The organism is Mitsuaria sp. GD03876 (assembly GCF_029840635.1).
GTDB lineage: Bacteria > Pseudomonadota > Gammaproteobacteria > Burkholderiales > Burkholderiaceae_C > Roseateles.
In genome coordinates, this window is record NZ_JAOCCU010000033.1 from 1 (window position 1) to 22,860 (window position 22,860).

General features: G+C 70.3%; 22 protein-coding genes and 2 tRNA genes. 11 read left to right on the forward strand and 13 right to left on the reverse strand.

Translation table 11 applies throughout. The annotated features are described in order from the left end of the window. Positions 1-231: 231 nt before the first annotated feature. The 4 genes from N5D62_RS19520 to N5D62_RS19535 form a co-directional block, all read right to left on the reverse strand. Positions 232-498, reverse strand: a complete 267-nt coding sequence (locus N5D62_RS19520) for a hypothetical protein (protein ID WP_279759551.1) — start codon at positions 496-498, stop codon at positions 232-234. Between the two features lie 311 nt (positions 499-809). Further along, on the reverse strand, positions 810-2,189 hold the full coding sequence (locus tag N5D62_RS19525) for an amino acid deaminase (protein ID WP_279759552.1): 1,380 nt from the start codon (positions 2,187-2,189) through the stop codon (positions 810-812). A gap of 90 nt (positions 2,190-2,279) precedes the next feature. Beyond that, positions 2,280-2,355: transfer RNA gene (locus N5D62_RS19530), tRNA-Thr, on the reverse strand. A gap of 94 nt (positions 2,356-2,449) precedes the next feature. After that, positions 2,450-2,905: a MarR family transcriptional regulator gene (locus tag N5D62_RS19535; RefSeq protein WP_279759553.1), complete on the reverse strand. Its 456-nt coding sequence runs from the start codon at positions 2,903-2,905 to the stop codon at positions 2,450-2,452. 58 nt (positions 2,906-2,963) lie between these two features. Between N5D62_RS19535 and N5D62_RS19540 the strand changes: the two genes are divergently transcribed. Both N5D62_RS19540 and N5D62_RS19545 read left to right on the forward strand, forming a co-directional pair. Beyond that, complete coding sequence (locus N5D62_RS19540; RefSeq protein ID WP_279759554.1) at positions 2,964-3,746, forward strand: siderophore-interacting protein; 783 nt, start codon at positions 2,964-2,966, stop codon at positions 3,744-3,746. A 170-nt stretch (positions 3,747-3,916) separates the two neighbouring features. After that, complete coding sequence (locus N5D62_RS19545; RefSeq protein ID WP_279759555.1) at positions 3,917-4,306, forward strand: VanZ family protein; 390 nt, start codon at positions 3,917-3,919, stop codon at positions 4,304-4,306. On the opposite strand, the gene N5D62_RS19550 is transcribed toward N5D62_RS19545, so the two are convergent. Further along, positions 4,275-5,153: a helix-turn-helix transcriptional regulator gene (locus N5D62_RS19550; protein ID WP_279759556.1), complete on the reverse strand. Its 879-nt coding sequence runs from the start codon at positions 5,151-5,153 to the stop codon at positions 4,275-4,277. The two genes, N5D62_RS19545 and N5D62_RS19550, sit on opposite strands and share 32 nt — an antisense overlap. 231 nt (positions 5,154-5,384) lie before the next feature. On the opposite strand from N5D62_RS19550, the gene egtB reads away from it, so the two are divergent. Further along, on the forward strand, positions 5,385-6,656 hold the full coding sequence (gene egtB / locus N5D62_RS19555) for an ergothioneine biosynthesis protein EgtB (protein WP_279759557.1): 1,272 nt from the start codon (positions 5,385-5,387) through the stop codon (positions 6,654-6,656). Further along, positions 6,653-7,567 (forward strand): L-histidine N(alpha)-methyltransferase, encoded by a 915-nt coding sequence (gene egtD, locus N5D62_RS19560; RefSeq protein WP_279759558.1) that lies wholly within the window; start codon positions 6,653-6,655, stop codon positions 7,565-7,567. Before egtB ends, egtD begins: the two co-directional genes overlap by 4 nt. A 5-nt stretch (positions 7,568-7,572) precedes the next feature. Here the strand turns inward: egtD and N5D62_RS19565 are convergent, their stop codons facing one another. The 4 genes from N5D62_RS19565 to N5D62_RS19580 all read right to left on the reverse strand — a co-directional run bounded on the left by N5D62_RS19565 (position 7,573) and on the right by N5D62_RS19580 (position 12,343). After that, positions 7,573-8,325 (reverse strand): long-chain N-acyl amino acid synthase, encoded by a 753-nt coding sequence (locus tag N5D62_RS19565; protein WP_279759559.1) that lies wholly within the window; start codon positions 8,323-8,325, stop codon positions 7,573-7,575. A gap of 466 nt (positions 8,326-8,791) precedes the next feature. Beyond that, on the reverse strand, positions 8,792-10,171 hold the full coding sequence (locus N5D62_RS19570; protein ID WP_279759560.1) for a lyase family protein: 1,380 nt from the start codon (positions 10,169-10,171) through the stop codon (positions 8,792-8,794). Positions 10,172-10,301: 130 nt separating this feature from the next. Next, positions 10,302-11,045: a SapC family protein gene (locus N5D62_RS19575; RefSeq protein ID WP_279759561.1), complete on the reverse strand. Its 744-nt coding sequence runs from the start codon at positions 11,043-11,045 to the stop codon at positions 10,302-10,304. Continuing rightward, positions 11,042-12,343, reverse strand: a complete 1,302-nt coding sequence (locus tag N5D62_RS19580; RefSeq protein ID WP_279759562.1) for a hemolysin family protein — start codon at positions 12,341-12,343, stop codon at positions 11,042-11,044. The genes N5D62_RS19575 and N5D62_RS19580 overlap by 4 nt, the downstream gene beginning before the upstream one ends. Before the next feature lie 99 nt (positions 12,344-12,442). Between N5D62_RS19580 and N5D62_RS19585 the strand changes: the two genes are divergently transcribed. Together N5D62_RS19585 and N5D62_RS19590 are read left to right on the forward strand one after the other, a co-directional pair. Continuing rightward, positions 12,443-13,273, forward strand: coding sequence for a symmetrical bis(5'-nucleosyl)-tetraphosphatase (locus tag N5D62_RS19585; RefSeq protein ID WP_279759563.1), 831 nt, complete (start codon positions 12,443-12,445; stop codon positions 13,271-13,273). 29 nt (positions 13,274-13,302) lie between these two features. After that, a tRNA-Ser gene (locus tag N5D62_RS19590) sits at positions 13,303-13,392 on the forward strand. An 85-nt stretch (positions 13,393-13,477) separates the two neighbouring features. Here the strand turns inward: N5D62_RS19590 and N5D62_RS19595 are convergent. The 3 genes from N5D62_RS19595 to N5D62_RS19605 are packed head-to-tail and all read right to left on the reverse strand — an operon-like array spanning position 13,478 to position 15,967. Continuing rightward, the gene (locus N5D62_RS19595) at positions 13,478-14,092 is read right to left on the reverse strand and encodes a hypothetical protein (RefSeq protein WP_279759564.1); all 615 of its coding nucleotides are present in this window, start codon (positions 14,090-14,092) and stop codon (positions 13,478-13,480) included. A 40-nt stretch (positions 14,093-14,132) separates the two neighbouring features. Further along, positions 14,133-15,266 (reverse strand): M48 family metallopeptidase, encoded by a 1,134-nt coding sequence (locus N5D62_RS19600; protein ID WP_279759565.1) that lies wholly within the window; start codon positions 15,264-15,266, stop codon positions 14,133-14,135. After that, positions 15,263-15,967 (reverse strand): hypothetical protein, encoded by a 705-nt coding sequence (locus N5D62_RS19605; protein ID WP_279759566.1) that lies wholly within the window; start codon positions 15,965-15,967, stop codon positions 15,263-15,265. Before N5D62_RS19605 ends, N5D62_RS19600 begins: the two co-directional genes overlap by 4 nt. Positions 15,968-16,193: 226 nt before the next feature. Here N5D62_RS19605 and N5D62_RS19610 point away from each other — a divergent pair, with 226 nt between their 5' ends. Beyond that, a complete protein-coding gene (locus tag N5D62_RS19610) occupies positions 16,194-17,063 on the forward strand; it encodes a cyanophycinase (protein WP_279759567.1) in 870 nt (289 codons plus the stop codon). An 84-nt stretch (positions 17,064-17,147) separates the two neighbouring features. On the opposite strand, the gene N5D62_RS19615 is transcribed toward N5D62_RS19610, so the two are convergent. After that, entirely contained in the window at positions 17,148-18,008 is an 861-nt protein-coding gene (locus N5D62_RS19615) for an NAD(P)H-dependent oxidoreductase (RefSeq protein ID WP_279759568.1), read from the reverse strand. Between the two features lie 110 nt (positions 18,009-18,118). Here N5D62_RS19615 and N5D62_RS19620 point away from each other — a divergent pair, with 110 nt between their 5' ends. The 4 genes from N5D62_RS19620 to N5D62_RS19635 all read left to right on the forward strand — a co-directional run bounded on the left by N5D62_RS19620 (position 18,119) and on the right by N5D62_RS19635 (position 22,857). Further along, positions 18,119-19,072, forward strand: a complete 954-nt coding sequence (locus tag N5D62_RS19620) for a LysR family transcriptional regulator (RefSeq protein ID WP_279759569.1) — start codon at positions 18,119-18,121, stop codon at positions 19,070-19,072. Between the two features lie 137 nt (positions 19,073-19,209). Beyond that, a complete protein-coding gene (locus N5D62_RS19625; protein WP_279759570.1) occupies positions 19,210-20,676 on the forward strand; it encodes a methyl-accepting chemotaxis protein in 1,467 nt (488 codons plus the stop codon). A gap of 197 nt (positions 20,677-20,873) precedes the next feature. Next, the gene (locus tag N5D62_RS19630) at positions 20,874-21,299 is read left to right on the forward strand and encodes a tripartite tricarboxylate transporter TctB family protein (RefSeq protein WP_279759571.1); all 426 of its coding nucleotides are present in this window, start codon (positions 20,874-20,876) and stop codon (positions 21,297-21,299) included. A gap of 7 nt (positions 21,300-21,306) precedes the next feature. Continuing rightward, a complete protein-coding gene (locus N5D62_RS19635) occupies positions 21,307-22,857 on the forward strand; it encodes a tripartite tricarboxylate transporter permease (RefSeq protein ID WP_279759572.1) in 1,551 nt (516 codons plus the stop codon). The last annotated feature ends 3 nt before the right edge of the window (positions 22,858-22,860 follow it).

Consider the following 22,860-nt stretch of genomic DNA (forward strand, 5'->3'; position numbering starts at 1 on the left):
GGGCAAAGCCCGGTCAGTCATTCGACATCCCCGACAGTTCCTTCGGGGACCGCTGCAAGACAGGTGTCTGTGCAGCGAAGACCGCGACTGTAGCACAGCGTTTACGCGGCTCGCAAGAACTACAAGAGAAAGTCGTTGACGGCCGCCCGCGTTTCGCACGGAACGGAGGCAAGTCCTTGTTTCTCCATGGGCGCGGCGTTCCGACGCGCGGGATTCAGAGGGCGATGCGCCTCACCAGCGGGGGCCCATCATCGGGTAGCAGCCCATGCCGAAGCCGCCCATCAAGCCGCCGTAGCCGCCCATGCCGCCGAAGGGCGACATCATCGACATCCCCAGGAAGTTGCTCGCGAGGCCACCCATGAAGGGCGACAACATGCCGCCGCCGAAGCCTCCGAGCATGCTGCCCAGCAGTGCACCCCCTCCCCCGCCGACGGCGCCGCCGAGGGCCCCCAGCGGTCCGCCAAACATCGCACCCATCACGGCGCTCTTGATACCCATGGCTCGGTCCTCCATCGCGCGGTCCGAGAAGCCCTCCGGAGACCCGCCACCTGCCGCGATGCCGTCGCGAACGAGTCGCGTACGGGGTGGAGCCTCCGGCGGATACCCGCGCATTCGAAGCGGCAGACCGTAGTCGATGGGGTGGCCGCCTCGCGCGGCGGCCTTCATGGAAGAAAGTCTGCGAGCCGGTCCCCCGTCGAAGGAACGGCGCGGTCGATCGGGGTCAGGGGCGTTCGCCATACCCATGTGGGCGATCGTCCTTCGTCGACAGCGCGTTCGATGCCGAGCGATGGCGCCGGCGTGCCCTTCTATTAGAAGAAGGTGCGGACCCCGCCGATGACGCGGTAGCCATCGTCCACCGTATAGAGAAGCGGCCACTTGTCGAAGGTCGTGCAGGGATGCCCGATGCCGAAGGCGATCAAGTCCCCCACCTGCAGCGGCAGAGCGCCCGCGCCCTCCCCCGTCGCGTCGACATAGGCATGCTGGTCGTTCAGCTTCGTGACCGACCAGTGCGAGGGCGTCGCCTGCGGCGCCTCATGCAGCCCCGGCCGGAACCACCACAGCGGTTGCGGCAGGCAGGCGTCGTAGCTGAGGTCGCGCCTTCCGGCCGTGCAGATCGCCCGGCCCGGCTCCGGCACCGACTGCACATGCGCCCACACCTCGATCGCGTTGCGCAATCCGGGTCCATCCCCCCACAGCGCGCCGGCGCGCTGACGCATGCGGTCCTGCATGCGTTCGTACTGAAGGCTGTCGTGAGACAGGTAGCAGCCGCTGCGCAGGACCACGCGCAAGGCGTGGCCCGCCCCCGCGGCCTCGACCGCCGCCAGCGTCCTCGCCGCCATGTCGAAGAACGCGGACCCACCGGCGGTGAGCAGCACCTCGCCCGGCGCGAACCACCCTTGCGCGCAACCCAGGCGGGTCAACTCCGCCACCGTCTCGATCATCGTCAGCGCGCCGAGTTCCACCCGCGCCGTGTCCGAGCCGCTGTAGACACCCTCGAACGCCTCGACGCCGCGCAGCGCGATCGCCGGCGCGGCGTCATGAATGGCCTGGCCGAGCGCGATGCCCTCCTCCAACGTGCGCACGCCCGAGCGCCCGCCCGGCGTGCCGACTTCCAGCAGGATCTGCAACGGCCGGCGCAAGCCGCGCCCGGCCGCGGCGCGCCGAAGCAGTTCGAGGCCCGCGATCGAGTCGACCAATAGATAGAAGTCGAAATCCGGATCCGCCTCCAGCTCGCGGAACACGAGTTCCACGTCCGCCTTGCCCACCAACTGGTTGGCCAACAGCACGCGCGGCACGCCGAAACGGCGATAGGTGCGGACATGCGCCGCGGTCGCCGCCGTCATGCCCCAGGCGCCTTCGTCGAACTGGCGCTGGAACAGCTGCGGCGCCATCGTCGTCTTGCCGTGCGGGGCCAGGCTGACGCCGGCACGTTCCGTGAACTCGCGCATCCAGCGCGCGTTGTGCCGCAGGGCCGAGTCCTTCAACACCGCGGCCGGCAGCGGCAGGTCGCCGTCGAGCAGCGACAACTTCAGCCGGTCCAGGTCCTGGAGGAAGACACCTTCGGCGATCGCCGGCAGGCCCTTCAGCGTGGGCGGCAGCGGTTCGGCGAGGAGCGGCGCGAGGCGCAAGCTCACCGAGGCGTGATCGGGCCGGTCATCGGGCGAGGCGGTGGGTGTCGGGAGGGTCATGGCGCGCCATGTTGCCACCACCGAGGGTCCTCGCCGTCCCGCGCGGCAAATGAAAAGGGCCCGATGCTTGCACATCGGGCCCTTCAGGATTGGTGCCGGTGAAGAGAGTCGAACTCCCGACCTTCGCATTACGAATGCGCTGCTCTACCAACTGAGCTACACCGGCGCTGTCGCGAACAACAGAGTCGAAGAGTATAGGCCAGATTTTTCGACCCGACAAGTTTTTGAACCGCCGCGTCTCTCCATCGACGCGCGCCGCGTCACTCCTCGCCCAGATTCGCCTGCACGCGCCTGAGCAGCTCGGCCAGTTGCGCCTGCTCGGCGGCGTTCAGCCCGGCCAGCGCCTGCACCGACACCTGCCGCGCCTGGCGCTTGAGTTCACGTTGCACCGCCAGGCCCGCCTCGCTGACCTGCAGCCGGACCTGGCGACGGTCCGCCTCGTCGGTTTCCGCCTCGAGCAGTCCCTTGTCGCGCAGCCCCTTGATCAGCCGCGCCAGTTGCGCCTTGTCCCGCCCGCTGTGCTGCGCCAGGTCGCTCTGCGTGCCGCCGGGATGCCGCTCGAAGAAGAACAGCACCTTGCCTTCCATGTGGGTGATGTCCTGCGGACCGTCGCGCAGGAAGCGGTACTGGCGCGCGCGGTACCGGTGCATCACCGAATGGATCAGCTCCAGCACGTCGTCGTCCTTGACCCTTCGGCCGGTGGTGTTAGTTGACATTGTCAATCGATCGGTCGCAAGATGGATGACATTGTCAACGAAACAAAGCCACCTCGCAATGAAGCCCGAGTCCCTGAACACCCCCTCGCCCCTGCCCGCCGATTCCGCCGACAGCCGTCCCGCCAGCCGCGTGCAGCGGGTGCGGCATGAACTGAAGCGCCGCGTCCTGACCGTCGCCGCCGTCGACGACGTGACGCCCAACTTCCGTCGCGTCACGCTGCGCGGCGAGTCGCTGGCCGACTTCGTCAGCGCGTCCTTCGACGACCACGTGAAGCTGATCTTCGACGCCGAGGCCGCCGACGGCCCGGTGATGCGCGACTACACGCCGCGCCGTTTCGACACCGCCGCGCACGAGCTGGTGGTCGAGTTCGCGCAGCACGGCGACGGCCCCGCCGCCGACTGGGCCGCGCAGGCGCGCCCGGGACAGACGCTGACCGTCGGCGGGCCGCGCGGCTCGTTCATCATCCCGGCCGATTTCGACTGGCACCTGCTGGCCGGCGACGAGACCGCCCTCCCCGCGGTCGCCCGCCGCCTGGAGGAACTGCCGGCCGGCACCCGCGTGATCGCGCTGCTGAACGTGCCGGAGGCCGACCGGCGCGTCTTCGACACCCGGGCCGACGTGGACCTGCGCTGGGTCGACGGCGACGACGCGCTGCTCGACGCCGCCCGCGCGCTGACGCTGCCCGCTGGCGAGGGCTACGCCTGGTGCGCCGGCGAGGCCGCGTCGATGGCCGCGCTGCGCCGCATCCTGGTCGACGAGAAGGGGCACGACCGGCATGCGATCCGCGCGTCGGCCTATTGGAAGCGCGGCGCCAGCCACCATCACGAGCATCTGGAGTAAGGACGCGCCGGCGTGCGCCGGCGTGCGCCGGCACCCGGCACCCGGCACCCGGCGAGCGTCGAGTGCCGGTGAGGCCGATGAACAGGCGCATCGGCGCCGTCGACCTCACCGTGGCTTCACACCCGCGTGGCACACTGCCGCTCGCCCGGATCGGAGGCGGGCCCCTCGTGATGTCTGAAGTCCTGCATGACCCGCGCTGGCGCAACGCCTGGCGCACGCTGTTCCTCGCCGTGGTGCTCGGCGCGAGTTGGCTGGCGTTCTCGCCGCATCCGCCGCGCATGGCCGACCTGGGCTGGGACAAGGCGAATCACTTCTCCGCCTTCGGCACGCTGGCCTTCGTGGGCATGCAGTGCCTGGCCGCCGGCGCGCGCCGGCGCTGGATCGTGCTGGCCACGCTGCTGGCCTACGGCGTCGGCATCGAGCTGGTGCAGTCGCAGATCCCGGGCCGCGACGCCGACGCGGCCGATGTCCTGGCCGACATGATCGGCGCCGTCATCGGACTGGCCGTGCACGCGCTGGTGCTGCGCGTCATCGCGCCAAGGGCGGCTCCGGCTCGCTGAACTCGCGGCGCGACATCGCGATCGCGACCGCCTGGGCGCGGTTGTTCGCGCCGAGCTTGCGCAGGATCTTGCGCACGTGGTTCTTGACCGTGAACATGCTGATGCCCAGCTGGATCGCGATCCCCTCGTTGCTCAGGCCCGCGCGCAGGCCCTCGACGATCTGCTGCTCGCGCGGCGTCACCAGCGCGCCGGCGCGCCGCGGCGCGGCCTGACCCCGCGGTTGCAGCCGCGCGCGTCGCCAGGCGGCGTGCAGCGACGGCGTCAGCAGTTCCAGGCGCCGCAGGTGCTCGTCCTCCCAGCCGTCGCCGGCGAGCAGGAACAGGCTTTGCGGCCGCTCGCCGTCGCCGGCGACGCCATGCAGCGCCACGTCGCGCAGCCCCGCCTCGAGCAGCGGCTGGAACAGCGCCGACGGCGCTTCCCGCGTCAGGTCCAGGTGCAACGGCCGCCGGCCGTCGCCCCAGCGCCGGATCAGGTGCAGCCACAAGCCGTGGTCGGGCGCCTCCAGCTGCGCCTGCAGCGCGTCGCCGATCGGCTTCAGATGGAACAGCTGCGCCGTCAGCCGCGGCGACGGCGGCTGGTCGCCGACGCACACCAGCAGCCGGTGCGGCAGCAGCGGCTGCAGCCGGCTCTGGCTCCAGACGAAGAACTGTGCCGGCGTGGCCGGCTGGCGCGCGCTCCACAGCGCCTCCAGCAGGCGCTCGACCAGCACATGGTCCTGCAGCCAGGACAGCGGCAAGGCGTCGCCGTCGGCCAGGCCGGCCGGCAAGGCGCTCGGCGTGGACAGGGTCGGCGACGACGCCACGGGCGTCGGGATCGAGGAAGACATCGCGTGCGGCGTCATGGCCATGGGGGAATGCGTGAGCCGGGTCGCCGTGAGCCTGCCCGCGCGGGATGACGCCGCGATGAAGGCGCACCCCGGACGCGCGCGGCGGGAACCGGCCTTGCCCTTGCTGACATCGGGTGGCAGTTGTGCCGGCCCACCCGGCCGCGCGCGGCGTCCCGCGCCGGACACGGGCTTGGCAAATCGGCTACCGTAGCCGCTCGGTCCGACTCCCCCGGACCGGCAGGAGTTGCTTGCATGTCGGATCACGATCTGCCGCCCGAGCGGCGCGATCTCGCGCGCCGCTACGAGGCGGTCCGGCGTCACACGCTGACGCTGGCCGAGCCGCTGTCGGCCGAGGACCAGGCCGCCCAGTCGATGCCGGACGCCAGTCCCGCGAAATGGCACCAGGCCCACACCAGCTGGTTCTTCGAGGCGCTGCTGCTGCGCCCGCACCTGCCGGGCTACCGGCCGCTCGACGAGTCCCACCACTATCTCTTCAACTCGTATTACGAAGGCCTCGGCCCGCGCCATCCGCGACCGCAACGCGGCCTGCTGACGCGGCCGTCGCTCGACGAGGTCCGCGCCTATCGCCGCCATGTCGACGCGCACATCCAGCAGCTGATCGCGGGTTGCGACGACGCGACCTGGGCCGCGATCGCGCCGACGCTCGAGCTCGGCCTGCACCACGAGCAGCAGCACCAGGAACTGCTGTTGACCGACGCGCTGCACCTGCTGTCCTGCCATCCGTGGCGGCCGGCGCTGCGGGACACCGCGCCGGTGCCGGCGGTCGCGCACGCGAGCGAATGGCTGCGCCATGACGGCGGACTGGTCGACATCGGCCACGACGCGAGCGCCGCGGGGGCGGGTTTTGCCTTCGACAACGAAGGGCCGCGCCACCGCGCCTGGCTCGAGCCGTTCGAGATCGCCAGCCACCTGGTCACCTGCGGCGAGTTCCAGCGCTTCATCGACAACGGCGGGTATCGCGACCCGCGCTGGTGGTTGTCCGACGCATGGGCCACGGTGCAGTCGCAGGGCTGGCGGGCGCCGCCCTACTGGGTGGACGCCAGCGACGGTGAAGGCGACGGCCAAGGCGGCGCGCCCTCGCGCTGGTCGGTCTTCGGTCTGCACGGGCTGCGGGCGATGGACCCGTCGGCGCCGGTGATGCAGCTGAGCTTCTACGAGGCGGCGGCCTATGCCGAGTGGGCCGGCGCGCGACTGCCCAGCGAGCAGGAATGGGAGGCGGCCGCGGCGCTGCCCGGCATCGCGCAGCTCGACGACCAGGCCTGGCAGTGGACGCGCTCGGCGTACCACCCCTATCCGGGCTTCCGCCCGCTGGAGGGCGTGGCCTCCGAATACAACGGCAAGTTCATGGTCGGCCAGCTGGTGCTGCGCGGCGGCAGCCTGGCGACGCCGCCGGGCCATGCGCGCCCGACCTACCGCAATTTCTTCCCGCCGGCCGCGCGCTGGCAGTTCACCGGGCTGCGACTGGCCCGCGATGCGCGTCCGCGCGCGGAGACCCCCGCATGAGCAGTTTCGCCGAGGACCTTCACGCCGCGCTCGCCGGCCCCGAGCACGAGATCTCGCCCAAGTACTTCTACGACGCGCAGGGCTCGGCGCTGTTCGAGCAGATCTGCGAGCTGCCCGAGTACTACCCGACCCGCACCGAGCTCGCGCTGCTGCGCCGCCATGCCGGCGACTTCGCCGCGCGCATGGGCTCCGGCGCGCAGTTGATCGAGTACGGCGCCGGCGCGCTGGTCAAGGTGCGCCTGCTGCTGGAGCGCGCCGAGCGCCTGGACAGCTTCGTGCCGGTCGACATCTCCGGCCCGCACCTGCTGGCCGCGTGCGACGCGCTGCAGCGCGAGCAGGCGGCGCTGCGCATCCTGCCGGTGGTCGCCGACTTCACGAAGATGCATGTGCTGCCCGATCCGCCGCCCAACGGCAGGCGCATCGGCTTCTTCCCGGGATCGAGCATCGGCAACTTCGATCCGGCCGAGGCGCTCGAGTTCCTGCGGCTGCTGCGCGCGGAACTCGATGGCGGGGCGCTGCTGATCGGCGTCGACCTGATCAAGGACCCGGCGCTGCTGCACGCCGCCTACAACGACGCGCAGGGCGTGACGGCGCGCTTCAACCTCAACCTGCTGCGCCACGCGCAACGCGCGCTGGGGTTGGAATGCGACGCGGCGGGCTTCGACCATTACGCGTTCTACGACCCGCGCAAGCACCGCATCGAGATGCACCTGCTGCCGCGTGGCGAGCAGCAGCTGCAGCTGCAGGGCCGGCGCTACACGCTGCAGCCCGGCGAGAGCCTGCACACCGAGAACTCGTACAAGTACAGCGTCGAGAGTTTCCAGGCGCTGGCGCGCGAGGCGGGCTTCCGGCCGTCGGCGCATTGGACCGACGACCAGCGCTGGTTCAGCCTCCACTGGCTGGAGGCCTGAGGCGCTCAGGCGTCGTAGCCGTAGACGTCGGCCAGCTTGGCCAGCAGGTCGGTCTCTTCCTCGGGCGGGAAGGAATAGGGGAACAGCGTGCGCGAGCGGCCGTCCTCGTTGAGCGAGCCGCCGTGCTTGCGCACCTGCGTCGCGACATAGGCCAGCGACAGGCTCATCAGCACCGCCGGCGCGCCGACGCCACGATGCAGCCGTTCCTCGCCGTGCGGCTGGAAGTCCAGCATGCGGCGGTAGAAAGCCTTGTGGCGCGGGTTGACCTCGATCACCACGAACTCCGCCCCCCAGTGGTGCACCGCATGGAGGTAGGCCAGGTGGAACAGGCTGGCCAGCACCAGCTTGGACGGGCCGTCCGGATCGGCGGCAAGGCGGGTGAATTCGCACAGCTGCCAGCCTTGCTGGCGCATGTCGGTCATCTGGTCGGGGAAGCTCTGGTCGGCGGCCAGGCTGCCGCCGTCGCGCCGCAGGCCCAGCGTCGCCACCAGGCGGCCTTCCCAATAGGCGCCCAGCGTCACGTCGGCCGAGCGGCTCAGCCGGTAACCGCGTGACGCGTACCGGCGCTCCAGCAGCGCGTGTCCGGCGCCGTCCAGCAGCGCGCGGATCTCGATGCGGCCATAGTCGGTGTCGCGGCAAACGAGCTCGACCGAATCGGAGCGGACAAACGGAATCTCCGAACGAAACGACTGCAGCGCCTGCAACGGGCTTGCAGGCGCTTCCAGATCGATGTTCGTCAGATGAGATTCGTCGCTCATTCCCAACTCCAGACTGCTTGGTTATCAAGGGCGAGTCTATGGCCCACACAAAGTAATTAGCTTTGGCCGCTACGATAGTTAACAAATGCGACCCTGACCTTACGGGTCTGTCCCGGGTTCCCGCCCGGGTCAATCCCTTGCCAGGGCGAAACCCCGCATTTGAGGGAATTCAGTTACAAAGCGCCCGCCCACCTCGCAGCGCGCGGGAACCCTCGCGGAAGGTCCGGTTCACCGAACCCTCGACACCCGATTCCACCGTGGTTTCCGGCTGGTTCTGTTGCAGGTGTAACTAAATGCTCCCAGTTCATTTGCCGAATTCAGGGGACAGTCGCCCGCCACTTTTTTGCGGAAATGCCTACAGAAACTAGGGATATTCGTCGCGGGACGCCCGATGCGAACGCGATGCGGCCAAGAAAGTTCGTATCTCGTTGCTTCTGAAGGAGGCGCCGCCGGACCGGCGAAACGGTCAGGCGCAAGGCGTCGCGGCGAGCGTGTCCAGCCGCTGCCGGGCCTCGGCGAGCAGCCCCTCGACGCGGCCGTCCGCCTGCGCGGCGATCGCATCCAGGTCGAACATCGCCGCCAGTTCCTCCGACGACAGCGCCATCGCCGGCAGGTCGCCGACCTCGATGGCGGCATGCAGCAGTTGCTCCAGCGTGCCCTGCCCCTGGCGGACGCGGTGGATCAGGTCGCGGATCACCGCGGCGGTGCGCTGGCGGCCCAGCCGCGGCAGCAGCAGGTGCTCCAGCCGCTCGCTGGCGACCAGCCCCTGGCGTTCGAGCACATGGGCCCGCATCCGGTCCAGCCGGATGACCGGCTCGGCCAGCGCGCGATGCAGCGCCTCGACCGCCGCGTGCGCGCCGCCCATCAGGCCGCTCCATTCGGCGAGTTCGGCCTGGTGCTGGCCCAGGCCGCGCTCGTGCTCCGGCGTCATGCAGCTCATCAGGCCGGCGACGCGCTGCGGCGCGCGCTGCACCGCCGCCATCGCCTGCAGCGCGGCGACCGGGTTCTTCTTGTGCGGCATCGACAGGCAGGCGCCGTAGCCCTCGCCGGGCGGCTCGTTGAGCTCGTCGACCTCCGCCTGCGCCATCAGCGCGAAGTCCTGCGCCAGCTTGCCCAGGTTGCCGCACAGCAGCCCGACCTCCAGGCCCAGGCGCAGCCAGCGGTCGCGCTGCGTGTGCCAGCACATGTCGGGGCGGGCCAGCGACAGCTCGGCCGCGACGGCGGCCACCATGTCGTCGGCGCGATCGCCCATCGCGTCCAGCGTGCCCACCGCGCCACCGAGCTGCAGCAGCAGCGACGCGCGGCCCTGCTCGCGCAGCCGCTCGGCGCTGCGCAGCAGCGGCATCAGCCAGTTCATCAGCTTGAAGCGCAGGCTGATCACCTGCGCCGGCTGCATCATCGTGCGGCCCAGCATCGGCACGGCGACGTGCCGCTCGGCCAGGTCCAGCAGCCGCGCGCACAGCTGCTGCAGGTCGTCGTCCAGCAGCCGCAGCGCCTCGCGGGTGCGCAGCACCATCGCGGTGTCGATCAGGTCCTGGGCCGAGGCGCCGCGATGCACGTAGACCGCGGCGGCCGGGTCGAACAGCGCGACCGTCTCGCGCAGCCGCTGCACCACCGGCAGCGCCAGGTTGCCGCAGCGCGGCGCGGCGGCGACCAGCGCCTGCACGTCATAGAGCTCGGCGCGGCACAGGCTGGCGATCGCCGGCGCGGCCTGCGCGGGGATCAGCCCGGTGCGGGCCGCCGCTCGCGCGAGCGCGGCCTCCACGTCCATCATCGACTGGACCACCGCGGTCGGCGAGAACACCGATTCCATCGCGGTGGAAGACAAAAAAGCCTCGAACAACATCCAACATCCTCTCGGAGGACGCGAATGCTATCGAGGCTCGCGCGTACGCCGTACTCAAGCAAACCCGCTTGGGGTTTGTCTCGGCCGGTGATCGCCCGCCGGCGGGCCCTCATCCGAGGGCCCCGGGGGCTCAGTTGGCCGGCACGTACATCTGGGCCAGGCGGCTCATCAGGCGCAGCGACAGGCGGTGCATCGTGATGAGTTCCAGCAGGCCGTTGCGGTGCAGCTCGACGATCTTGGCGTCGGGCAGGTCCGCCAGGGCCTTCTCGTTGATCGTCATGAAGCCGTCCACGTCGATCTTCTCGCCGCTGGGCAGTTGCGCCTCGAAGCGCATGTCCTGGAGCAGGTCCAGTTCCTGCAGCAGGTCGCAGGCCTGGCGGGTGCGCTCGGCCTCGCGCTCGAAGTCCTCGCAGAACTGCTTGGCGTTGAGCAGCAGGTCCGAGGCTTCGCCGTCGGCCTTGAACAGGGGCTCGCCCTCGGTCTCGGAGAAGGCGCCGGAGCCGGTGTCCAGGCACAGCGCCATGTCGCTGCCGTTCTCCTCGATGCGGGCCATCGCGAAGGGCCAGCGGCGCACGTAGGCCGGCACGTAGCGGCCGGTCCATTCCCCGTTCTTGATGAACAGGTTGCTGCCCTGCTTCAGGCCGAACACGGCCAGCGGGGCCACCGCCGGGCGCTGGCCCTCGGCGGCCTGGCCGATGCGCACGAACACCACCGGGTATTCGAGGCTGGCGTCGGCGAACTCGGCCACCGCGATGAACAGCGAGTTCAGTGGCGTCACGCGGTCCAGCACCGGGGCGCCGATCTTCATGCGCGTGTTCTTGTGCTGCACCCGGTCCACCGGGACCAGGTTCTCATACATCGGGGGGTTGCTCATTCATTCACTCCATCGTCCGCCAGTCGCGAGACCAGCACCTTGTCCACACGCTTGCCGTCGAGGTCGACCACCTCGAATCTCCACGCGTCCCACTCCGCCACATCGGCCGTGCGCGGCAGACGCCCCAGCAGCAGCATCACCATGCCGGCCAGGGTGTTGTAGCGCCCACGGTCTTCCTCGGGCAGTTCCTTCAAGTCCAGGCGGTCCTTCAGCTCGGTCACGGGAATCAGGCCGTCCATCAGCCAGCTGCCGTCCTCGCGTCGCACCGCCCAGGCGTCCTCGCCATCGGACGAGTTGAACTCGCCCGCGATGGCCTCCAGGACGTCGCGCATCGCGACGACGCCCTGCACTTCGCCGTATTCGTCGACGACGAATGCCAGCGGCGTTTCCGTGCCGCGCATGTGCGCGAGCAGCTCCATGCCCGACAGCGTCTCGGGCACGAACACCGGCGCCTCCAGGCCGTGCGCCAGGTCCATGCTCTCGCCGGCCAGCGCGCGCGCCAGCAGCGTCTGCGCGCTGACGGTGCCGACCACGTCGTGCAGCCCGCCGCGGCACACCGGGTAGCGGCTGTAGCCGTGGGCGCGCAGGATCTGCAGCACCTGCTCGGCGCGGTCGGTGACGTCCAGCCAGGCGATCTCGGCGCGCGGGATCATCATCGAGCCGATCTGGCGCTCGTCCAGCCGGAACACGTTGCGCACCATCTGGTGCTCGTGTTCCTCGATCACGCCGGCGTCGCGGCCTTCCTCGAGGCTGGCGGCGATCTCCTCCTCGGTCACCGCGCGGTTGGCGCGGCCGCCCATGCCCAGCAGCTTGAGCGTGAACTCGGTGCAGAAGCTCAGCAGCTTGACGAAGGGCCGCGTGATCAGCGACATGATCTCCATCGGCGGCGCCACCAGGCGGGCGACGGTCTCCGGGAAGATCTGGCCGAGCCGCTTGGGCACCAGCTCGCCGAAGATGATGGTCACGAAGGTCAGGATCACGACGACCAGGCCGGTGGCGGTGATCTCCGCGGCGCGCGCGGTCAGCGGGAAGTGCGCGAGCAGGAACGAGGCGACGGGCGCGGAGAAGGCGGCCTCGCCGACGATGCCGTTGAGCACGCCGATCGAGGTGATCCCGATCTGCACGGTGGACAGGAACTTGGTGGGGTTCTCATGCAGGTCCATCGCGGCCTGCGCCCCGGCCTCGCCGCTCTCCACCATCACTTGCAAGCGAGCCTTGCGGGAGGCCGTGAGGGCCATCTCCGACATGGCGAACAATCCGTTGAGCAGTATCAGGAAGAGAACTAGGGCGGTATCCATTGACAGCGCGGACCGGGTAGTTACCCCGAGTCGCGCCCAAAACACAAGGCCGGCAAGGGTAGCAGAGCCGATGTGACATCGACACCGCAAAATCCCGCTATGCATTACCTGATCGGCGACCTCCAAGGCTGTTGCGACGCGCTCGCGCGGCTCCTCGACAAGATCGATTTCTCCCCGTCGCGTGACCGGCTCTACCTGTTGGGGGACCTCGTCAACCGGGGCCCCGATTCGCTGACCACGCTGCGCCGGCTGCAGTCGCTGGGCGACGCGGCGCAGTGCCTGCTGGGCAACCACGACCTGCACCTGCTGGCCACCGCCGCGGGCGTGCGCGCCCCGCACAAAGGGGACACCCTGGACGCGATCCTGCAGGCCCCCGACCGCGAGCCGCTGCTGGAGTGGCTGCGCCGGCAGCGCCTGGCGATGCAGGCGCAGGGCTGGCTGATGGTGCACGCCGGCATGGTGCCGCAGTGGGACACCGCACGGACGCTGGCGCTGGCGGAGGAAGTGCACGCGCTGCTGCGCGGGCCGGAGCTGGCGGAGTTCCTGCCGCAGATGTACGGCAACGAACCCGACCGCTGGAAGGACGATCTGGCCGGCGTGCCGCGCCTGCGCTTCATCATCAACGTGCTGACGCGGATCCGCTACTGCAATGCCCGGGGCAAGCTGGACTTCAAGACCAAGGAAGGCCTGGGCACGGCGCCGGAGGGCTACCTGCCGTGGTTCGACGTGCCGGGGCGGCTCACGGCGGGACAGCCGGTCGCGTTCGGGCACTGGTCGACGCTGGGGCTGGTGCAGCGTCCCGACCTGCTGGCGCTGGACACCGGCTGCGTCTGGGGCGGCGAGCTGACGGCGGCCCGCGTGGCCGACGGCCAGGCGCTGGAGATCATCCAGGTGCCCTGCGCGCAGGCGAGGAAGCCGGGCGCCGACTGAGCCGCGCATACAATGCGCGCCTTCTTCCAGGAGACGTGGCCGAGTGGTTGAAGGCAGCGGTCTTGAAAACCGCCGAGGGTTCGCGCCCTCCGTGAGTTCGAATCTCACCGTCTCCGCCAGAATCCGCCCGCCCTGCCACTGGCGAGGCCCCAATGAAAAAGACCGCCCTCGGGCGGTCTTCGTCTTTGGGCCAAGGCCCGGCGCTCAGCCCTTGAGCGACGCGCTGCGGATCAGCGCCTCGACGCGCGGCTGGTAGCGGGGGAAGAACACCAGGCGCGGCGCGCTGTACTGGATCACGAACAGCTCGCCGTTGCGCACCGCGCCGACGGCCAGGCCGCGCATCGGCACGTCGTCGGTCTTGCGGTTGAGCGTGTACTCGAAACGGAAGCCCTGGCCGCCGAGGAACTCGGTCGGCTCCAGCTTCTCGAGCTGGAAGCTCGAGCCGTCGCGGGTCAGCAGCGCCTCGTACAGCGACACGATGTCCTGCGGCTGCATCGCGGCCTTGAAGGTCAGCGGCTTCTTGCCGTTGTCCGAGCCGTTGACGCGCGTGATCGGCGCGCCGTCCTTCACGCCGACGTAGAACTGCAGCGCGTCCACGGTGATGCCCTCGACGGTCCAGGTCGGCGTCGAGGTGCTCATGCCCTGCTCGAACTGGTTCCACGGCGTGTCCAGCTTCAGCGCCAGGCGGTTGCCGACGACGGCGTCGCCGGTGGCCACGTGGCTCACCGCCGCGCAGCCGGTCAGCACCACGGCCACGGCCAGGGCGGCCAGGCGCTGGGTCCAGGCGGCGTTCACGGATGTCCAGGATTGCTTGTTCATGATTGCTCCTCGGCGGACGCCCGCGGCGTCCGCATGTTCATTACAGATAGCTCTTGATCAGGCTGGCGTCGGCGGCGTCGGGCGCCATCTCGACGTAGCGCGCGAATGCCTCGCGCGCCTTGTCGGTCTGCTCGCGGGCCTTCATCAGGTAGCCCATCGAGCGGTACAGCTGCGGCGGCTCGTGCCCCATCGCGCGCGCGGCGTCGAAGTCCGCCAGCGCCATGTCGCCGTCCTCGGGCTGGTTGCGCATGCGGTGGGTCTCGCCCCGGTAGTAGACGAGGTCCGCGCGCTGCGGCGAGCGGCCGATCAACCGGTTCAGCAGCACCAGCGTCTCGCCGTGCTGGCCGCGCTTGAGCTCGTCCTCCAGCATCATCTGCTGCAGGCCGGCCAGGCGCTGGTTGAACTCCGTGTCGCCGACGAAGCCGCCGGTGTCGGCCTCGGCCAGGCGCGCCAGCGTGTCGCTGCGCTCCGCGCTGGGCGGGTGCGTCGCGAACAGCCCGCCGCCGCTGCTCTTGGTCGGGTCGTGCGCGGCGGCCATCTCCAGGCGCAGGTTCTCCCAGATCTTGGCGGCCTCGCGCGTGTCGTAGCCGGCCTTGCGCATCAGCGCCAGGCCGATCGCGTCGGCCTGCCGCTCATGGTCGCGGGAGAAGCCGAAGGCGCCCGCCGAGTTGATGATCTGCCCGACCGCGCCAATGACGCCGAACATCGCCAGCACCAGGTTGCCGGCGCTGCGCGACTTGATGTCGCGCATGCGCTCGAGCGTGTGGCGCTGCAGGTAATGCCCCATCTCGTGGCCGATGACCGCGGCGAGCTGCGCCTCGTTGTCCACCCGCAGCAGCAGGCCGGACCACACCTGCATCATCCCGTTGGGGGCCATGCTGGCGTTGAAGAACGGCGTGCGCACCGGATAGACGCGCACGTCGGCGCAATGCTCGCCGCCGAGCTTGCAGGCGATGTCCTGCAGGTAGTCGCGCAGCGGCGCGTCGCGCATCAGGAACGGGCTGCGGCGCAGCTTCGTTTCCTCGCGTTCCATCATGGCCCACAGGCCGCCCTCGTCGCTCTCGACGGCGGGTTTCTCGAAACGCGGCGGCGCGACCCAGTCGCCCGCCTGGGCGAAGCCGGTGCAGTGCAGGCAGCCGGCGCCCAGGCCGGCCAGCATCGCGCGGCGCTTCATTGCACGCGCGGGAAGCCGCTCAGCAGCGCGTCGATCGATTCGGCGGCGGGCGTGGCCTCGCGCAGGTCGCCCGAGGCGCGCGCGAGCTGGTTGAACCACAGCACCTGGCCGCTCTCGAGGTCGACCAGCGAGGCGTAGCCCACCTGCGCGCCGCCGGTCAGGCCCACGCCCAGCAGCGCCATGGCGATCATCGCGGCCTTGCGCTCGGCGCTGGCGTAGCTGTCGCGCACCCACAGGAACAGGCCGTAGCGGGCATGGGTCTTCTCCTGCAGCGGACGCATCGCGTCGCCGAAGCTCCAGTCCAGGCGGCCTTCCTTGGTCGGCAGCTTCCAGCCGCCGCCCACCGAGTGGTGCAGCGCGATCGAACGCGCGACCGCGGCATGCAGCGACATCAGTTCGCCGAACTCGTCGGCGTCCTTCTCTTCCAGTTGCAGCGTCTTCAGGCCGAGCGTGCCGGTCTTCTTCTGCAGCGCGGACTTCATGAAGCCCTGCGCCGACGTGGTCCAGTCGGCGCGCGGCTCGTTGACGCCGCCCGCGGACATCGAGAACAGCTCGACGTCGACCGGCATGACGACCACTTCGGACGCCTTGGGCAGTTGGGTGAAACCGGGTGCCAGGTTCTTGTCCTGGGCGAAGACGGCCGGCGCGACGGCCACGCCGGCGGCCAGCAATGCGGCGGCCAGCAGATTGCGGATGCTCATGGGATTTCCCCCTCCTCGATGCGAAAGTCCCGCCGATCTCCGCCGACGGGTGCGGGAATCTAGCCCATCCGGCTGGGAGGTCCACATCGGGAGCGGCCCCTAATGGCCCACCGTTTCGTGGCGCACGCCACGGAAGTCCCCAGGAATGGGGGGCGTCATCGCCATGCAACGCCCGGGCGATCTGACGGCGGGCTCGAATCGCGGTTGGCGTATCGTTCCGAGCTTCATGAATTCCCGCTCCCTCCCCGCCCGCTTGCCGGCCCCGCTCGCGCTCATCGGCGGCAACGAAGACCGCCTGACCCCGGGCCCGGTGCTGCGCGAGCTGGTCGCGACCTGCCGCGCCGCGCGTGCCGACGCGGCGCCGCCGCGGATCGTGGTCCTGAGCACCGCCAGCGGCGAGCCCGAGCTGCTCTGGTCCCAGTACGAGCCCGCCTTCCGCGCCCTCGGCGCGACGCCGTCCTGGCTGGACCCGCGCGATCGCGCCGCGGCCGGCGCCGCGGCCGCGCTGGACGCGCTGCGCGACGCGGACCTGCTGTTCCTGACCGGCGGCGACCAGGAGCGCCTCGTCGACGTGCTGGCCGACACGCCGATGCAGGCGCTCATCCATGAACGCCACGCGGCCGGCGAGCTCGCCGTCGCCGGCACCAGCGCCGGCGCGTCGGCGCTGGGCGCGCACATGCCGGTGGGCGACCTCAACGAGCAGTTCGCCGGTCCCGCGCAGCCGCTGCACCGCGCGCTCGGGTTGATGCCCGCCTTGGTCGTCGACCAGCACTTCGCGCAGCGCAAGCGCCATGCGCGGCTGCTGCAGCTGGTCTCGCTCGATCCGCGCCGCACCGGTGTCGGCATCGACGAGGACACCGCGCTGATCGTGCGCCCGGACGTGGACCTTCGGGTCGTCGGCGCCGGCGCAGTGACCGTCGTCGACGGCTCGCGCATGACCGACCGCCGCGAGCCGGGCGACATCGTCGCGTTCGAGCACCTCGGCCTCACGCTGCTGCCCGCGGGCACGACGCTGCGCTTCGAGGATCCGCCCGCGCCGCCCCACCTGCGGCGCCTGCTGCGCACGCTGGCGTCAGCCGCCTCGCTGCGCGGCTGAACGGCGAGCCGTCGCGGCCGCCCGCCGGCGGGCGACGGCCTCATCGCCCACCAGGTCGACGGAACAACAGGCAGCCCTGGCGGTTCAGGCCGCGACGTGCGCCGCGAAGCCCGCCAGCCCCGGCGCGACGTCCTCGCCCAGCTCATGGCCGTTCGGATAGTCGCCGCCGTTCTGGGCCCGGAAGGCGATGGGCGCTTCGTCGAAGATGCCCGCCAGCCGTTCGCGCCACGCGGCCGCCGCGGCCTCGACGCCTTCGGCCGTCATCCGGCCAGTGCCATGCACCGCGTGGGTCTTGAGCACCGACATGCCGGGATAGAACAAGGTCCCATGCGTGACCGGGAACAGCAACTGGTCGATCGGCCCGTTGATGCCGCGCGGGCCGTAGTCCGCCGCCGGGCCGCCGGTCGTCACCGACACCATCGCGCGGCGGCCCGAGAAGCCGCCCTCGCCGTAGCGGCTGCGGTTGCCCTGGCCGGCGTGGCCGTAGGCCAGGCCGCGTGCCCAGACGCGGTCGATCCAGCCTTTCATGATCGCCGGCATGCCGAACCACCACAGCGGGAACTGCAGGATCACCAGGTCGGCGGCGAGCAGCTTGCGCTGCTCCTCGACGACGTCGGCGGGCTGGTGCCCCTGCTCATACGCGTGGCCGGACTCGCGCACGAAGTCGAGCCGCTCGACATCGGCGCGGCGCGGGAAGTCGTGCTCGTCGTAGACGGCCTTCCAGCCCATCGCATACAGGTCGGACTGCAGCACGCGGTGGCCGGCGGCGCCCAGCGCCTGGCCGGCCGCGTCGACCAGCGTGCGCGTCAGCGAGGTCGGCTCCGGCTGCGCGTGGACGATCAGCACGGTCTTGCCACCGTCGGCGGAAGCCGACGGGGAAGCTGACGAGGCGGACGACGAGGACGGGGACGACGAGGGGATCTGGAAGGAAGCGGCGGAACTCATGACGGACTCCTTGGAGAAGGACAGAGAGGGATGAAGCGGGAATGGATGTGAGTCTGACGATCCGGTCGCCATCCGTGAAATTGCTTGTCCTCTGCCCTACTATCGACCGCATGGATACCAGCCGACTCGACCTGAACCTGCTCGTAACCCTCGAGGCGCTGCTCACCGAGCGCAACGTCACCAAGGCGGCCGCGCGGCTGCACCTGAGCCAACCCGCCGTCAGCGCGCAGCTGAGCCGGCTGCGCGACGTCTTCGACGACCCGCTGCTGCTGCCCGCGCAACGCGGCATGACGCCGACGGCCAAGGCGCTGGCGCTGCTGGAACCGCTGCGCCAGGCGCTGGACCAGGTGCGCGGCGTCGCGGGCTCGCACCTGAGCTTCGACCCCGCCACCGCCGACCTGACGGTGACGATCGCCGCCTCCGACTACCTGCAGGCGGTGGTGCTGCAACCGCTGGTGCTGCGGCTGCGCCGGGTGGCGCCGGGCGTGCGCGTCGCCATCCGGCACCTGGACCCGAGCCAGCACGCGGCGCAGATGGCGCGCGGCGACGTGGACCTGGGCCTGATGCAGCCGATCGAGGCCGCGCCCAGCCTGCGCATGCGCGCGCTGTTCCACCAGCGCTACGTGCTGATCGCCCGCCGCCGCCATCCGGCGGCGTCCGGCAAGCTCAGCGCGAAGGCCTTCGCCGCGCTCGAGCAGGTGGTCGTCTCGCCGGCCGGCGGCGCCTTCGCCACGCCGGTCGACCATGCGCTGGCGGCGCTCGGGCTCAAGCGCCAGGTGGTGCTGTCGGCCGCGTCCTTCCTGTTCGTGCCCGACATCGTCAGCCGCTCCGACCTCGTCGCGCTGGTGCCGGAGCGCCTGGTCCAAGGCCGCGCCGCCGGGCTGCAGGTGCTGCCGCCGCCGCTGAAGATCGACGGCTTCGACATCGCGATGGTCTGGCACGAACGCAACCACGGCCACGCCGCGCAGCGCTGGCTGCGCGACCAGGTGCTGGCGGCGGCGGCCCCGCGCGGCCGCGCCGGCGCGACGGCTGACAACGCTGACCACGGTGCCGCCGTTCCGTGAATTCCGTCGCGGGGCGGGTGTTGCGTCTCGGCGTTTCTCCCAGGGCGTTCGTCACATCCTGAAACGAACATCCGCCCCGCGTGGCCAGAGCCGACTTGAACGCGCCGCCACGTCCATCGCAGCGAGGGAGAACGACGATGACTCAGCACACCGGGGCCAGCCAGACCGCCACCCCCGACCGCAACGCCGGCCTGACGGGCTTCCGAAAGATCTACGCGGCATGTGACCGCGCCATGCTGCTGATCCTGGCGGTGAGCTGGCTGCTCGCGCTGGGGCTGGGCTGGCGCTACGCGCAGATGGGGCTGGCCGCGGGGCTGGGCACCGCGCTGCTGGCCGGCGCCGGGCTGGCCTACGCGGCGGCGCCGGGCGCCATGGCCACCCGCATGACGCTCACCACCGCGCAGGCGCTGATGGTGATGCTGCACATCCACGTGGGCGGCGGCATGGTGGAGCTGCACTTCGGCGTCTTCGTCACGCTGGCCTACCTGCTGATGTACCGCGACTGGAAGGTGCTGGTGGTGGGCGCGGCGCTCTTCGCGGTCCATCACCTGCTGTTCGACCGGCTGCTGGCCGCGGGCTTCGGCACCTACTGCCTGAGCGAGCCGGACCTGGGCCGCATCGTGCTGCACGCGGCCTACGTGGTGGCGCAGACCGGCATCGAGCTGGTGATGGCCGCGCACATGCGGCGCAACACGAAGGAAGGCCTGGAGCTGCACGACCTGGTGCGCGCGCTGGGCAGCCGCGACGACCGGCTGGCGCTGGACGTGGCGCACGTGAAGGCGAGCACGCCGGCGGGCCGCCGGATCAAGGAATCGCTCGAACGGCTGAACGGCGCGATGGCGCGGGTGCGCGAAGCGGCCCAGCACATCGGCAGCGCGTCGACGCAGATCGCCGCGGGCAACGCCGACCTGTCCGGCCGGACCGAGCTGGCCGCGGCCAGCCTGCAGGAGACGGCGGCGTCGGTGCAGCAGCTTTCCGCGACGGTGCGCCACACGGCCGAGGCGGCGCAGCAGGCGCGCGAACTGTCGGACCAGGCGATGCGGGTCGCCGACGCCGGCGGCAGCGCGGTCACGCGCGTGGTGGCGACGATGACGGACATCCACCAGGCGTCGAGCCGCATCGCCGACATCATCGGCGTCATCGACGGCCTGGCCTTCCAGACCAACATCCTGGCCTTGAACGCGGCGGTCGAGGCGGCCCGCGCCGGCGAGCAAGGCCGCGGTTTCGCCGTCGTCGCGGCGGAGGTGCGATCGCTGGCGCAGCGCTCGGCCCAGGCCGCGCGCGAGATCAAGGCGCTGATCACCGCGTCGACCGAGCAGGTCGGCACCGGCGCGGCGCTGGTGCGGGAAGCCGGCAGCACGATGGGCGAGATCGTCGGCGCGGTGCAGCGCGTCTCGGCGCTGATCAACGACATCGCCGATGCCGCCGGCGAGCAGCGCCGCGACTTCGGCCGCATCGACGCGGCGGTCAGCCAGCTCGACGAGATGACGCAACGCAACGCGGCCTTGGTGGTCGAGTCGGCCTCCACCGCGACCACGCTCGACGACCACGCCAGCCGCCTCAGCCGCGTCGTCGGCGCGTTCGACCTGGGCGCCTCGGCGTAGCGGATCAGCGACATCGCGACGCGCTCGCGACACCTCGACAACGCGGCTTCAACAGCGCGCTAACGACCTCTTGACCTGAAGCTGTCCGCAAGCTGTCGAGGCGGGTCGAACGGCGCGCCGCTGCGCAGAAACGCGTACGACACGGCGGGGCGTCGCCGGAACCATGGGCACATCTCGGACCCTCCCTGGTGTGTTCCATGACCTTCAACCGTTCGCTCGCGAGAGGCCTGTTCCTCGCCGCGGTGGCCCTGTTCTTCGGACTGGGCGCGCTGCGTTATCCCATCGGCCGCATGGACCATGCCGGTCCGGGCCTGTTCCCGCTGATGATCAGCGTCCTGCTGGGCCTGGTGGCGCTGGCCACCATCGTGCGCGGCCTCGTCTCCGGCGGCCCGGGGCTGGACTTCAAGTACCGCAACATCGGCCTGATCCTGGGGGCGCTGTGCGCGTTCTCGCTGGTCTCGCGCTTCGCGAACATGTCGGCCGGCATCGTCGTCATGGTCTTCATCGCGACGGCCGCGGGCAGCAACTACTCCTGGAAGCGCAATGTGGTGATCTCGGCCGGCTTGCTGGCGATCGCCTTCGTCTTCCAGAAGTTCCTCGGTCTCAACCTGCCGCTGCTCTGAGGTGCCCATGGAAATCCTGCACAACCTCGCCTTCGGCTTCGAGCACGCGCTGACCTGGCAGAACCTGATGTTCTGCGCGATCGGCTGCGTGGTGGGCACCCTGGTCGGCCTGCTGCCGGGCCTGGGCCCGCTGGCCACGATTAGCGTGCTGCTGCCGCTGACCTATTCGATCCCGGTCAACGGCGCGCTGATCATGCTCGCCGGCATCTACTACGGCGCGCAGTACGGCGACAGCGTCAGCGCGATCACGATGAAGATCCCGCATGCGAGCTCGATCGTGGCCTGCATCGACGGGTACCAGATGACCTTGAAGGGGAAGACGGGCCTGGCCCTGTTCACCGCGGGCATCTCGAGCTTCATCGGCGGCACCGTGGCCATCGTCGTGCTGGCCTGCCTGGCGCCGACGCTGGGCGAAGTGGCCTTCCTGTTCGGCCCGGCGGACTACTGCTCGCTGATGCTGCTGGGTTTCCTGTGCGTCAGCTTCGTGACCACGGGCAGCCTGCTCAACGGCCTGGCGATGTGCCTGATCGGCGTGTTGTTCGGCCAGATCGGCACCGACGTCAACTCGGGCATGGAGCGCTACACCTTCGACATGCCCTTCCTGGCCGAAGGCGTGGGCCTGGTGAGCATCGCGCTGGGCTGCTTCGGCATCGCGGAGATCTCGAAGAACCTGGACGCCAAGAACGAGCGCACGCCCTTCAACGGCAAGATCCACCTGATGCCGACGTGGCCGGAGTTCAAGCGGATCATCCCGAGCGCGCTGCGCGGCAGCGTGGTGGGGTCTATCCTGGGCATCCTGCCCGGCGGCGGCCCGACGATCGCGCAGTTCGCGGCCTATGCCGTGGACAAGAAGGTCAGCAAGTACCGCCACGAGATCGGCGACGGCGCGATCGAGGGCGTGGCCGGCCAGGCCGCGGCGGACGAATCGGCCGCGCGCACCAGCTTCATCCCGCTGATGAGCATCGGCATCCCGGAGAACCCGGTGATGGCGCTGATGATGGCGGCGTTCATCATCAAGGGCATCCAGCCGGGTCCCAACATGATCGCCGGCCACCCGGACATCTTCTGGGGCCTGGTGGCGTCGATGTGGATCGGCAACGTGTTCCTGGTGGTGCTGAACGTGCCGCTGGTGCGCTACTGGCTGTCGGTCTTCAAGATCCCGTACAACGTGTTGTTCCCGTCGATTCTGTTCTTCTGCTGCATCGGCACGTTCAGCGTCAACAACAACCTGGACGACATCTTCGTCACGGCGGCCTTCGGCCTGGCGGGCTACATCTTCATGCGGCTGGACATGGACCCGGCGCCGTTGATGCTGGGCTTCATCCTGGGCCCGATGCTGGAAGAGAACTTCCGCCGGGCGATGCTGATCAGCCGCGGCCACTTCGATGTCTTCGTGCAGCGCCCGATCAGCGCGACGCTGCTGGGGATCATCGCGGTGTTCATCGGCTGGCAGTTCATCGCCTTCCTGATGGCCAACCGCAAGGGCGCGAAGAAGACGGGCGGCAACGACCACGACCAGGATCCGGACGCGGGGACGGTGGCGCCTCAGGAGGCCTGACCG

Excerpts from the sequence above, each read along its gene's own strand:
- N5D62_RS19550 (WP_279759556.1), bottom strand. The coding sequence starts at position 5,153 with ATGGCCATGACGCCGCACGCGATGTCTTCCTCGATCCCGACGCCCGTG.
- N5D62_RS19595 (WP_279759564.1), bottom strand. The coding sequence starts at position 14,092 with ATGAACAAGCAATCCTGGACATCCGTGAACGCCGCCTGGACCCAGCGC.
- N5D62_RS19535 (WP_279759553.1), bottom strand. The coding sequence starts at position 2,905 with ATGTCAACTAACACCACCGGCCGAAGGGTCAAGGACGACGACGTGCTG.
- N5D62_RS19575 (WP_279759561.1), bottom strand. The coding sequence starts at position 11,045 with ATGAGCAACCCCCCGATGTATGAGAACCTGGTCCCGGTGGACCGGGTG.
- N5D62_RS19605 (WP_279759566.1), bottom strand. The coding sequence starts at position 15,967 with ATGAGCATCCGCAATCTGCTGGCCGCCGCATTGCTGGCCGCCGGCGTG.
- N5D62_RS19585 (WP_279759563.1), top strand. The coding sequence starts at position 12,443 with ATGCATTACCTGATCGGCGACCTCCAAGGCTGTTGCGACGCGCTCGCG.
- N5D62_RS19570 (WP_279759560.1), bottom strand. The coding sequence starts at position 10,171 with ATGTTGTTCGAGGCTTTTTTGTCTTCCACCGCGATGGAATCGGTGTTC.
- N5D62_RS19630 (WP_279759571.1), top strand. The coding sequence starts at position 20,874 with ATGACCTTCAACCGTTCGCTCGCGAGAGGCCTGTTCCTCGCCGCGGTG.
- N5D62_RS19615 (WP_279759568.1), bottom strand. The coding sequence starts at position 18,008 with ATGAGTTCCGCCGCTTCCTTCCAGATCCCCTCGTCGTCCCCGTCCTCG.
- N5D62_RS19610 (WP_279759567.1), top strand. The coding sequence starts at position 16,194 with ATGAATTCCCGCTCCCTCCCCGCCCGCTTGCCGGCCCCGCTCGCGCTC.
- N5D62_RS19565 (WP_279759559.1), bottom strand. The coding sequence starts at position 8,325 with ATGAGCGACGAATCTCATCTGACGAACATCGATCTGGAAGCGCCTGCA.
- N5D62_RS19635 (WP_279759572.1), top strand. The coding sequence starts at position 21,307 with ATGGAAATCCTGCACAACCTCGCCTTCGGCTTCGAGCACGCGCTGACC.
- egtB (WP_279759557.1), top strand. The coding sequence starts at position 5,385 with ATGTCGGATCACGATCTGCCGCCCGAGCGGCGCGATCTCGCGCGCCGC.
- N5D62_RS19600 (WP_279759565.1), bottom strand. The coding sequence starts at position 15,266 with ATGAAGCGCCGCGCGATGCTGGCCGGCCTGGGCGCCGGCTGCCTGCAC.
- N5D62_RS19580 (WP_279759562.1), bottom strand. The coding sequence starts at position 12,343 with ATGGATACCGCCCTAGTTCTCTTCCTGATACTGCTCAACGGATTGTTC.
- N5D62_RS19520 (WP_279759551.1), bottom strand. The coding sequence starts at position 498 with ATGGGTATCAAGAGCGCCGTGATGGGTGCGATGTTTGGCGGACCGCTG.
- N5D62_RS19545 (WP_279759555.1), top strand. The coding sequence starts at position 3,917 with ATGTCTGAAGTCCTGCATGACCCGCGCTGGCGCAACGCCTGGCGCACG.
- N5D62_RS19625 (WP_279759570.1), top strand. The coding sequence starts at position 19,210 with ATGACTCAGCACACCGGGGCCAGCCAGACCGCCACCCCCGACCGCAAC.
- N5D62_RS19525 (WP_279759552.1), bottom strand. The coding sequence starts at position 2,189 with ATGACCCTCCCGACACCCACCGCCTCGCCCGATGACCGGCCCGATCAC.
- N5D62_RS19540 (WP_279759554.1), top strand. The coding sequence starts at position 2,964 with ATGAAGCCCGAGTCCCTGAACACCCCCTCGCCCCTGCCCGCCGATTCC.
- egtD (WP_279759558.1), top strand. The coding sequence starts at position 6,653 with ATGAGCAGTTTCGCCGAGGACCTTCACGCCGCGCTCGCCGGCCCCGAG.
- N5D62_RS19620 (WP_279759569.1), top strand. The coding sequence starts at position 18,119 with ATGGATACCAGCCGACTCGACCTGAACCTGCTCGTAACCCTCGAGGCG.